This window comes from Ornithinibacillus massiliensis (assembly GCF_018310345.1).
Lineage (GTDB): Bacteria > Bacillota > Bacilli > Bacillales > Amphibacillaceae > Ornithinibacillus > Ornithinibacillus massiliensis.
Map to the genome: position 1 here is coordinate 237035 of NZ_JAGXBY010000001.1, position 11887 is coordinate 248921.

Sequence of the window (11887 nt, forward strand, 5' to 3'; positions counted from 1 at the left end):
CCTAGTTTGCTCTTTTTTACTTAATCTATCTTCCAAAATGGCGATGGATTTTATCAAATCCTGAAACACCCCCTCCAAATCCTGAAGAATATGTCAACTAGGCTGCCACGCTGCGGGTTCAAAAACAAAATGTTCGCACACCCCCCAAGCGTTCCTCCACCACCAATTAACGAAATCGGTTTCCTTAAAAATGAGGAGACTCCAACTATTAATTATCTAAACTTTACTACTTTTATTAAAAATTCCTAAAAAAACATATTGATTTTTAAAAAAGTAAGCACTATAATTCTTTGTAAGCGGTTACTTATTTATTTTTTTGAATTCTATAGAAACCGGTTTCCTTAGTCGTGTATAGGAGGTGTCCATTTCTAGAGTGAATCAAGAGGGTTTTACAAACTATTAAACTAATTATAGGGGGTTATATCGTTGAAAAGTTTTAAACATATTGCTGTGTTTGGATTATTAGCTTTGCTTGTGGTTTCTTTAGTGGCTTGTAGTGGTGATGGTGATAAAGAGGCAAGTGGTGATAAGAATAGTAATTCGAACGAGGAAATTACGCTAGACTTCTGGACGTTTGGTGCAACTGGTTATGAGGATTTAGCAAAAGAATACGAGGATCAAAACCCAAATATTAAAATTAAAGTGAAATCATCCGAAACTGCAGACCATCATGATGCACTCTTCACCTCATTATCTGCTGGAAGTGGTGCACCGGATATTGCGATGCTAGAAATTGATCAATTCGATCGTTTTAAGGTTGCCCAGGATCGTTTTGAGAACTTGTATGACCTTGGTGCGAATGATGTAAAGGATCAGTACTTAGATTGGAAATGGGAAAGTGGAGAGAATGTGGATAGAGATTTCTTGTTTGGCCTTCCAACAGATATCGGTCCGAAAGCATTATACTATCGAACCGATTTATTTGAGCAAGCAGGACTACCAACAGATCCAGAAGAGGTGGAAGCTTTAATTAACTCACCTAAGGCGTTTGAAGAGGCTGGGTTAAAGGTTAAAGAAGCAACGGGAATGCCATTTGTGGATAGTATTGAAATGGCCTTTAGAGCGTATTTAGATGCAGCAGAAACAGCTTATTTAACTCCAGATAATGAATTGAATCTTGGAGCAGATAGTGAAGTCAAAAAGGCATATGACTATGCGGTTCATCTGAATGACCTGGGAATAGTTGGTAAATATGAAATGTGGAGCCCAGAGTGGGCGAATGCGGTGAACAAGGGTGAATTTGCTGCGGAACTAGGTGCAGGCTGGTTGAAAGGCTGGATGGAAGGAAATGCACCGGAAGCTGTTGGTAAATGGAAGGTAGCGACATTACCTACTGAGTTCGCTGCAAATTGGGGTGGATCATATATCGCAATCCCAAGTGAAACTAAGCATGCACAAGAGGCATATGATTTTATTGAATGGCTTGTATCACCAGAAAATCAATTAAAATCATTCCAAAGCCATGGATTATTCCCTTCCGCTCATTCAGTCTATGAGATGGAAGAATTCACATCGAATGAAGATGAATTCTTTGGCTCTCAGGCAACAGCTCCAGTATTTGCTAAGGCTGCCCAAGACATTACGGGGATCGGATACAAAGGGGAAAAATACTTCCCTGTTCATAACGAAATCTTAAATGCACTGAAAAATGTGCAAAACAATAATGCAGATCCAGAGAAAGAGTGGGAAGCAGCTGTAAAACGTGCCGAGGATTTAATGAAACGTTAATCTATTAAACTCTGAAGACTAAAGGTATGATAGCGAACGAAACAAATAGTAATGGTCGGTTTACCGAGACAAGCCTTTTGCAAAACAGGGATGGAAGGAGTAAGCCGGCCACCTTTTTACAAGACCCAGAAAAAACTACGTTAGGAACGCCTAAAGGCACGGTACTATTTTGAAATGGAAAAGAGGCGTGAACATGAATTCTGCCAGTAAGAAAGAAGCTATAGGGAAAAAGAAGAAAAATAGGTCTGAAGAAAAGAAGGACATGATTTCGGGTTATTTGTATATAGCGCCTTTCTTTATTATTTTTGCACTTATTGGTCTATATCCTGCGCTTTTTAGCTTTTACTTAGCTTTTCAGAAGTGGAATGGCTTAAGTCCAATGACCTTTAATGGGTTAGCTAATTTTGAGCTCGTACTGACTGATCCGCTGTTTTGGAAATCGGTTTACAACACGATTATCATGGGGATTATGGGAACGGCTCCACAATTAGTTGTCGGACTTATTCTAGCCTATTTATTAAATTTGGCATTTCTTAAGTTTAAGAGCTTCTTCCGAGTAACGATATTTATGCCATATTTAACCTCAATGGTTGCCGTGGCACTTATATTTAGTGTGCTATTCAGTAATCATGATTCATCTTTTGCTAATTATGTGTTAACGAATCTTTTTGGACTCGACCCGGTCTCTTGGGCTGCCTCTGAATGGGGAACCAAGATTGCCATATCGCTTATGGTGTTTTGGAGATGGGTTGGATATAACACAATCATTTATTTAGCCGGGATTCAAAGTATACCGAATGACTTATATGAAGCGGCAACTGTGGATGGTGCTAATAAGTTTCAGCAGCTTTGGTATATTACGATTCCGATGATGAAGCCTTTTATTATCTTGACTGTATTTACATCAACCGTTGGCGCGATGCAGTTATTCTCTGAACCAACTGTATTCTTAGGGGCTGATGCTTTCACAAGGGATGAAGCGATGACAATTGTTATGTACTTATATCGTGATGCCTTTAGATTGCAGTCCTTTGGAACGGCATCTGCAACAGCGATTATTCTGTTAGTTATCATTACGATATTTGCTGTAATTAATCTAAGATTGACGCAAGGATTTGGAAGGAAAAAGCGAGGTGTTCATAAATGAGTAATCGCATAAACAAAAATCGCAAAAAGCTATCGTTCAGTAAACTATCCATTTACTCATTTTTATTCATTGCTTCCATCCTTTCTCTTTTTCCTTTTTATTGGATGTTTGTTATGGCGACACGACCAAGTGCTGCCTATAATTCTATTCCACCAACCCTTACACCAGGAGATATGCTAGTTGAGAACTTTAAAAAGGTATTAAATCAAATTGATTTCTTTGGTGGAATGTGGAATTCATTTGTATTGTGTGCGGTTGTTACGATTGTGGTTCTATTCATTAGCTCCCTAGCTGGCTTTGCTTTTGCCAAGTTTAAGTTCCCGGGGAAGAATTTTCTGTTTGTCGCGATCTTAGTAACGATGATTATTCCTCCACAGCTAGGGTTAATTCCGCAATACTTTCTAATTTCGAATGCAGGACTCCTTGATACCTTACCAGGGGTCATGATTTTGTTCTTTTTAAATCCGTTAGGGATATTCTTGATGCGCCAATATATTTCAGGAGCAGTTCCGGATGAACTAATCGAGGCTGCGAAATTAGATGGATGCTCGAATTTCCGCATTTACTGGAGAATTGTCCTACCGATTATCCTACCAGCATTTGCAACGCTTGGAATCATTGTCTTTACGGCGGTTTGGGGAGAATTTTTATGGCAGTTTACGATTTTAAGAGACCCAGACATGTATACGATTCAAGTGGCATTAGCACAATTAAGCAATACGAATAATGTGGACTTCGGGATGATTATGTCTGGCGTATTCTGGGCGACTGTTCCGTTACTAGTCATTTTCTTACTATTTAACCGATTATTTATTTCTAGTATTACTGAAGGATCCGTAAAATAATTTATTTTTCCTGCCTGGCTATTGTATCACTCTATGACTCTTAGTAATCTAGCAGTAGGAAATATATATCAAGGAATTAGAGGAGATTATACGATGGGGTTAACAATAAAAGACATTGCACAAATGGCAGGGGTTTCACAGGCAACTGTTTCAAAAGTAATCAATAATTATAAGGGAATAAGTGAGGAAACGAAGAATAAGGTCATGACCGTAATTAATGAAATGGGCTATGCACCTAATTTTTCAGCAAGGTCACTAGCAACGAAAAAATCAAACCTCATCGGTCTCATCTATGCCGGTAGGATTAATGTGGATATGACACACCCATATTTCAATGAAGTAATTTCAACCTTTAAGAAAAATATTGGCTTATTAGGGTATGACATCTTGATGTTTTCTAATGAGCATTTTCTACAGGATGAGGGAAGTTATTTAGCAAGGTGCAAGCATTTTAACGTAGACGGCTGTTTGATTATTGCTGGTGAGAAGGTCGAGGATGCTACGTTTGAGCTTGCGGAAAGTGGATTCCCTTGTATCGGTATAGATATCGAATTAAAAGGGCCTAATGCGAGCTATGTCATGACGGATAATGTGAGCTTATCAAGGAAAGTGGTGGAACACTTTTATTTGAATTCCCATCGGAAAATTGGTTTTATCGGTGGAATGCGTGAATCGGTCATTTCAAATTTAAGGTTAAAAGGGTTCAAGAATGCGATGCAGCAGTTCGACCTTGAGCTACGAGATGAATGGATTCAATACGGAGATTTCCAGGAAGAGAGTGGCTATCTCTCTATGAAGCGAATGCTTGAATTAGATGATGTCCCCGAAGCCGTTTTCGCTGCTTCAGACTTAATGGCATTAGGTGCATTACGGGCGGTTAAAGAGGCCGGATTACAAGTTCCAAATGACATCCGAGTTGTTGGGTGTGATGATATTCCAGCATGCCGTTATAGTAACCCGAAACTGACCACGGTAAAACAGGATAAGGAAAAGATCGGTAAATTATCAGCTTATATGTTAAATGATTTAATTGAGGGGCAATCGAAAATAAAGCCAGTGTTTACAGACTCTGAACTTATTGTCAGGGAGTCATGTGGAGCGGATAAAACCTTCTGGTAATATTACATCGATTTATTCTCGGAAAGTGTATAAAAACAATAGCAACTAGAATCTTGTATGGGGTGTTAGGAGGTTTTTTGGTGAACTATTATGCAGTTTTTGATGTGGGTGGTTCCGCAATTAAGTATTCCCTTATGGATGAGGCTGGGTCTTTTATAGAAAAATCCTCTATTCCAACACCGAAGGACGGTATAGACGCTTTTGTAAATGTTATGGATTCCGTGGTGAAGGAATTTCAGAAGAAACAGGTTCTAAGTGGTATCGCCTTAAGTATGCCAGGAGCGGTAGACGTAGAAACTGGATTCATTAAAGGGATTACGGCTCTTCCTTATATTCATGGTCCTAATATCAAACAACTCATCCAAGAACGAACAGGGCTTGTGGTTGAGCTGGAAAATGATGCGAATTGTGCCGGTTTGGCTGAAGGCTGGATTGGTGCTGCTAAAGGGATTAATGACTACATTTGTATCGTGATCGGTACGGGAATTGGTGGGGCACTTGTTTTAGATAAGAAGATTCGCCATGGTAGCAATCTTTTCGGTGGTGAATTCGGCTATATGATCCTTGAGGATTATTTGGACCAGCCGATTGGGGAAACGTGGAGCTCACTTGCTGCAACTGGGGGCTTAGTGATGCAGGTTGCAAAACGCAAAGACATCGACCCTAACACGCTTGATGGGATAGCGGTGTTTAAAATGGCGGATGAGGGTGACCTAGAAGTACAGGATGAGATCGAAAAATTCATCAAGCGCTTAGCAGTAGGAATTTATAATTTACAGTACATGATTGACCCGGAGAAAATATTAATTGGTGGAGCAATCAGTAAACGGGATGGGCTAATTGATAACATCAATGAAAAGCTTAAGGTAATGAAACCGAATGAAGAATGTTTAGATATTAGGGTGCATCCATGCCAATTTGGCAATGATTCTAATTTAATTGGGGCGCTCTATCACTTCTTACAAAGGGCTACAAAACAGTCCATTTATAGATAGTAGGGGCTGGGTATACGTTTACTTAGTCTCCATGTATAGCAAATTAGATTGAAGGAGGGAATGTGATGATACATAAGAATTTAGAAGCCTTTCCTAGTCAGTTCCTATGGGGATCGGCTTCTTCTGCTTATCAGATTGAAGGAGCATGGGATGAAGATGGGAAGGGGCCTTCCAACTGGGATCAATTTGTCCGAATTCCAGGGAAAACCTTTAAGGGTACAACTGGTGATATGGCAGTCGATCATTACCATCGTTATAAAGAGGATATTCGCTTAATGGCCGAGATGGGCTTGAAGGCATATCGCTTTTCAGTTTCATGGGCTCGAATATTTCCTAATGGGAAAGGGGAAGTCAATGAAAAGGGCATCCAATTTTATAGTAATCTAATCGATGAGTTAATTAAGCATCGTATAGAGCCGATTTTAACCATCTATCATTGGGATTTACCACAGGCACTGCAAGATGAATATGGTGGCTGGGAATCTCGAGAGATTATTCGGGACTTTACCAATTATGCGGTTACATTGTATAAGCATTTTGGTGACCGGGTGAAATATTGGGTGAGCTTGAATGAACAAAATATCTTCACCAATTTTGGATACAGAACGGCTCTACATCCCCCAGGAGTAAAGGATGAGAAGCTTTTCCATCAAGTCAATCATCATGCGAATTTGGCAAATGCCAGTGCGATTAAGGAATTCCGTAACTATGTATCAGATGGAAAGATTGGCCCTAGCTTTGCCTACTCCCCTTCGTATCCAGCATCTGCTAAGCCAGAGGACATCATTGCTGCGGAAAATGCAGAAGAGTTAAATGCACATTGGTGGATGGATGTTTATGCATGGGGAACATACCCTCAGGTGGCATGGCGTTACTTAGAAGGAAAGGGCTTGGCACCAACTATCGAAGACGGTGACCTTGAATTACTAAAAGAAGGTAAGCCGGATTTTATGGGCTTAAACTATTACCAAACGACTACCTTTGAAAGGAATCCATTAGATGGTGTATCAGAAGGGAAAATGAATACATCTGGAAAGAAAGGCTCAACCGAGGATAGTGGAGTACCAGGTCTTTATAAAACCGTGAAAAATGAACACCTGGAGCGGACAAATTGGGATTGGAACATCGACCCAACCGGACTTCGCATCGCCCTCCGCCGCATCACGAACCGATACGAATTACCAATTCTAATCAGCGAAAATGGCTTAGGGGAATACGATAAGCTTGAGGAAGGCGATATCGTAAATGATGACTATCGTATTGATTATCTACGAGTACATTTGAAGGCGACCCAAGAAGCGATTAGTGATGGTGTAGATGTTATTGGTTATTGTACATGGTCCTTTACAGATCTACTAAGCTGGCTAAACGGCTTCCAAAAGCGCTACGGATTTGTCTATGTGAATCAACATGAAGAAGGGGAGCATGACCTTCGCCGGATTAAAAAGAAAAGCTATCATTGGTATAAAGAAGTCATTGAGACAAATGGAAAAAATCTATAAGTAAGGCTTATAACAAGAGGAGTGTTGGTTATCAGACAGCCAAAAATCGGAATGGTTGGTCTAGGATCCATTGCACAAAAGGCGTATTTACCTATTTTAACAAAGGAAACCAATTGGCAATTTGTTGGTGCTTTTTCACCGAATGCAGAGAAAAGACAGCGGGTTTGCAGGCAATATCGAATCCAAGACTTTCCTAGCTTATCGGCATTAATAGAGGAAAGTGATGCAGTGTTTGTCCACAGCTCAACAGAATCCCATTTTGAAGTCGTATCCGAGCTTCTACGAAATGGAAAGGACGTTTATGTGGATAAGCCACTCGCTGCGACAGTGGCACAAGGGGAGAGGCTAGTAGCGTTGAGTGCGAAGCATAATCGAAAGCTAATGGTTGGGTTTAACCGCCGCTTTGCACCGATGTATGTCGCTGCAAAAGAGCAAGCACAGGATCCTACTGCATTTTCCTTGGAGAAACATCGTGCACTTGACATTGGTCCACACGATTACCGTTTTACCATGCTAGATGATTACATTCATCTCATTGACTTGATGAGATGGCTTCAGGCTGGAGAAAGTAAGTTGGCATACCATAAGATGGATATCAACGCTGATAAGCAGATTACGTTTGCCCAGCATGTGTGGGAAGGGGAGCATGGTAATCCATTTACACTTTCCATGCATCGACATGCGGGAACCAACTTAGAAGAATTGAAGGTGTTAACGGCCGGTGCGCTCATTCGAGTGAAGAATATGAATGTAATGGAAACAGAGCAAGACGGGAAAGTAACGATACAAACCTCCCCATCCTGGGAGACAATTTTAAAACAAAAAGGATTTGTTGACGCGGTCAAGCATTTTGTAGATTGTATCATAAACGACAGCCAACCATTCGTAGATGGAGAAGAAGGGTTGAGATCACAGCTATTAGTGGAACAGTTGTTGAGAGAGCAAGGGTGAAGCGTGGAGCCATGCTTCACCCTTTGCATTTGTATTTATGGAAACACTCTTACATCATAAGAACTTTTCACCGTAGATTACGCCTCGATGATTTATCAAGTTAAATTTCTTACCACTTCTCATAATGAATTTTCCCTCAATTCCAAAAAAAGCAACCTAGAAGAATTTACGCACTGCTTAACGTGCTAGAATAGGATAAACTTGCTGTTTCCAACTACAGCAGGAAGCCTGCTTGTAAAAAGTGGAGGGATAAAAGAATGGGAAAAACAAATCTAAAGAATCTTGTGCAAGATTATTTTAATGCGTATGAAACAAAGGAAAGGGGAATTTTAGAGGAATTGTTAAGCCATGACTTCACGTTTAATAGTCCGGTCGATGACAAAATTAACCGGGAGGCATATTTTGAAAAGTGTTGGCCAAGTTGTAAAGACATAGAAGAATATCACATCCAAAATCTTTTTACAGACGGAGATGAAGCGGTCATTCGATACGAATGCGTATTAAAGTCTGGTGCTACTTTTCAAAATATGGAACATTTTTTATTTGAGAATGGGAAAATTAACGAAATAACCGTCTATTTTGGCTTCGATTTGAAGCACGATTCTGTAAATATTGCGAAAGTACAAAGGTTAAATGAGGCATTCGTGACAGGTGATATAGATTATATCGTCGATAACATTGCTGAGGATATTGAATGGAACTTTATTGGAGACTCCGTAATGGAAGGAAAAGAAGCTGCCAGAAATAACCTTGAGCCAATGCGTGGGGTTGTAGCAAAAGAACATACGGTTGAAAAAATCATCGTACAGGGGAATAATGCGCTCGTCGAGGGTACGATGAAATTGCCAAGTAAGCATAGTGAAGGAACCACGTATGCTTTTTGCGATGTATATAAATTTGACAAAGAGAACAATAACAAAGTTAAAACATTATCATCGTATCTGATTGAATTGTCGAGTGAGGACTATGATAGGTTAACAAAGGGTAATAAAACGAGTATTGAATAAAGCATCCCGACTTATGGCAAAAACATAAAATTGTTGGAGAGGTTGTGGAAGGAGCTAGGGTAAAGGGTAGGGTGGTTCTCGTGCTTTTCCCTTTGCCACTCCTTTCCTCATTGGAATATAAAACATCCCACCGGAAGTCTGTATCCTCCAGTAAGTTATAAATATATTTATGTACCAGGCAAATAATATGGGTTGAAGGGAGGATACTAACATGGAGTTTAAAGGTGCTGGAAACAAAATTGAACAAACTGCAGAAACGCTTATAAGAAAGGGTATCCCAGAAAGAGCAGCTGCTTTTGCTGCTTCAATGGGGTATTTGCGAGAGTTAAAAAAGAAAAAGTAAGCGGATGAAGCTTGGGAGGGCGGTGTTCTAGGGTTAGGGTACCATTTCAAAAGGGGCATTACCTGGCTGATTTTATGAAATCCTGAAAAAGGTGCCTGAAATCCTGAAAGATAGCGCTCAAATCCTGAACCCCCCCCTCCAAATCCTGATGAATATGTCAACTAGACGGTTTTGCTGCGAAATAAGCGCTACTCCTAGGTATAGTTCTCTTTACTGACCAAAAAATAGTAGCTAATCCATAAATAATGAGGATTATTCTCCATACAGTTGTCCCGATAACGATATTGTGCCTCTACTAACCCCTAAATCCTGATAAAGCTCATGCCACTTTGGAGAATAACCTTGGCATTCGGTTAGGGGATTGACAATGGATAGAATTATTGTATAATTCAAAATAGGAGAAACACGGAAGGTGGAATTCGGTTTGCCAGCTTACTTGTAATGGTTAAGCAATTAAATAGTACATTTCTTTTTTGAACTGTGTGTTCATTCTACGGGAGAAGTGTGCCTATTTTTAGCCATTACGGGGAACGCGGGATAATCTGTTGTTTTAAATTCCAAGCGGGATACCTATAAGGTGTCCTGTTTTTTTATGTGGGAAATTTTCTCCCTTCAGCTATTATTAGCGTTCCTCTGGAAAATAGAGGAGCGGGTTATGAGTTTAAATTATGTAGTGAAATATGAGGTTATTGCACAGGAAAAGCCGAACGTCATACGACATTGTAGGAATTGTAAGAGAAGCACGGAATACGTTTGTAGTGATAAATTTAGGGTGAATGCAAATCAGAAAGTCGTTGATATTTGGCTTATTTATAAGTGCATGCATTGTGAAAGTACTTGGAACTACCCTATTTTATCCAGAGTACATGTAAATCGAATAGATCCAATACTACATCAAAAGTTCATGAATAATGATCAAGAGACAATTTGGTACTATGCGTTTCAAATCAACAAATTACGGAAATTATGTGATGATGTGAGTAAAAATATACGCTACGAGATTAGAAAGAAAAAGTCCGAATCAGTTCCTAATGAAATGACCATTAGGATTTGCTGTAAATATGATGTTGGTCTAAGAATAGATAAGCTCCTAGCAGAAATCTTGGGTATTTCCAGATCAAAAGTAAATACCATGGCAAAGGCTGAAAGGTTTTTGCTATACCCAAATGTTACGATGAAGGACAAAGTGATAGATAATTTACACATAACAGTCAAAGGTAATTGGATGCTTTAACTTCAAAATCTTCTATGAAGCAAGATTGTGGGGCTTTTCTTATAGGGTTTTAAGAGGGCGCTATCTGGGTGATTTTATGAAATACTGAAGAAGGTGCCTGAAATCCTGAAAGAGGTGCCCCAAATCCTGAAACACCCCCTCCAAATCCTGAAGAATATGTCAACTAGGCGGATTTGTTATAACCATATGTCATAGGACAGTTACAGATAAGAGCAATTTAAGAGAAAATACGGTTCCCCATTAAGGGAACCGTCATTTTACAATCGGTATCAAATAATCAAAGCTATCTTCGTCTATACTTGAATATCTTTCTAGCTTATAATCCGCTGGTTCGAACCCGTAACGGATGACGATTTGAATATAAGAAAAACATAGAAACGCATCATCTGCCCGACAGCCTTCCAAAACGGCAAATAACGTAGGGGGAACTCGTTCCAGACGAATGTTATCGTCTTCTTCTAAAGAAAAGTTACTGTTTACCTCAAATCCAATATCCCCAATAATACTATTCGAAGTGATTGCCTCTGTTTTTACATACACATGCTCGGAAGCTACTTGTCCATTTAACCGATCTTTAGCTTGACCAAAGTATTGCTTAAATGGATGTGGGCTACGGTCTGCTTCAACTCGTTGCCAGACAAGGATTTTCTCCTTCTCCCACTTGGATAGTAATAAGGTGTGAGTGCTGTCTGCTCTTATTCCGCCCACATATTTACGGGCTGCCAAGATGGCTTCCATTCGTTTATCTAAATCTTTTTTCCATTGTTCAAGCAACGCCTTCTTTTCTTGTTCCGTTGCATCACAATATCGCCTGATATCATTCATCGCTATATCTGCTTGCCTCAATGAATCGATCATTTTCGCAAGATGAACTTGATCTGGGGTATACGCTCGATACCCATTTTCTAGCCGGGTAGATGGCTCTAATAAACCCTTCTTATCATAATACCGAAGCTTACTGGGAGGTAAACCGGTCTTATTCGAAAATTCCTGTATAGTAAAATGCATACTTGTCT

The 11887-nt window shown here is 39.8% G+C and carries 11 protein-coding genes; 10 read left to right on the forward strand and 1 reads right to left on the reverse strand.

Translation table 11 applies throughout. From position 1 onward, the window contains the following. The first annotated feature begins 426 nt into the window (after positions 1-426). The 10 genes from KGF86_RS01165 (at position 427) to KGF86_RS01205 (ending at position 10871) form a co-directional block, all read left to right on the forward strand. Positions 427-1728: an ABC transporter substrate-binding protein gene (locus KGF86_RS01165; protein WP_211740900.1), complete on the forward strand. Its 1302-nt coding sequence runs from the start codon at positions 427-429 to the stop codon at positions 1726-1728. A 193-nt stretch (positions 1729-1921) separates the two neighbouring features. Further along, a complete protein-coding gene (locus KGF86_RS01170; RefSeq protein ID WP_211740901.1) occupies positions 1922-2875 on the forward strand; it encodes a carbohydrate ABC transporter permease in 954 nt (317 codons plus the stop codon). Beyond that, on the forward strand, positions 2872-3720 hold the full coding sequence (locus KGF86_RS01175; protein ID WP_211740902.1) for a carbohydrate ABC transporter permease: 849 nt from the start codon (positions 2872-2874) through the stop codon (positions 3718-3720). The genes KGF86_RS01170 and KGF86_RS01175 overlap by 4 nt, the downstream gene beginning before the upstream one ends. 93 nt (positions 3721-3813) lie before the next feature. Beyond that, the gene (locus KGF86_RS01180; RefSeq protein ID WP_211740903.1) at positions 3814-4839 is read left to right on the forward strand and encodes a LacI family DNA-binding transcriptional regulator; all 1026 of its coding nucleotides are present in this window, start codon (positions 3814-3816) and stop codon (positions 4837-4839) included. An 80-nt stretch (positions 4840-4919) separates the two neighbouring features. Continuing rightward, on the forward strand, positions 4920-5834 hold the full coding sequence (locus KGF86_RS01185; protein WP_186867964.1) for an ROK family protein: 915 nt from the start codon (positions 4920-4922) through the stop codon (positions 5832-5834). A gap of 65 nt (positions 5835-5899) precedes the next feature. After that, a complete protein-coding gene (locus tag KGF86_RS01190) occupies positions 5900-7336 on the forward strand; it encodes a glycoside hydrolase family 1 protein (protein WP_211740904.1) in 1437 nt (478 codons plus the stop codon). 30 nt (positions 7337-7366) lie between these two features. After that, a complete protein-coding gene (locus tag KGF86_RS01195; RefSeq protein WP_211741199.1) occupies positions 7367-8287 on the forward strand; it encodes a Gfo/Idh/MocA family protein in 921 nt (306 codons plus the stop codon). A gap of 257 nt (positions 8288-8544) precedes the next feature. Next, positions 8545-9294, forward strand: a complete 750-nt coding sequence (locus KGF86_RS01200) for a nuclear transport factor 2 family protein (protein WP_211740905.1) — start codon at positions 8545-8547, stop codon at positions 9292-9294. Between the two features lie 211 nt (positions 9295-9505). Beyond that, a complete protein-coding gene (locus KGF86_RS19450; protein ID WP_255488041.1) occupies positions 9506-9637 on the forward strand; it encodes a hypothetical protein in 132 nt (43 codons plus the stop codon). A gap of 655 nt (positions 9638-10292) precedes the next feature. Then, the gene (locus tag KGF86_RS01205; RefSeq protein ID WP_211740906.1) at positions 10293-10871 is read left to right on the forward strand and encodes a DUF1062 domain-containing protein; all 579 of its coding nucleotides are present in this window, start codon (positions 10293-10295) and stop codon (positions 10869-10871) included. A gap of 252 nt (positions 10872-11123) precedes the next feature. Here KGF86_RS01205 and KGF86_RS01210 read toward each other — a convergent pair whose 3' ends face one another. Then, the gene (locus KGF86_RS01210; RefSeq protein WP_186867968.1) at positions 11124-11879 is read right to left on the reverse strand and encodes a MerR family transcriptional regulator; all 756 of its coding nucleotides are present in this window, start codon (positions 11877-11879) and stop codon (positions 11124-11126) included. Positions 11880-11887 lie beyond the last annotated feature (8 nt).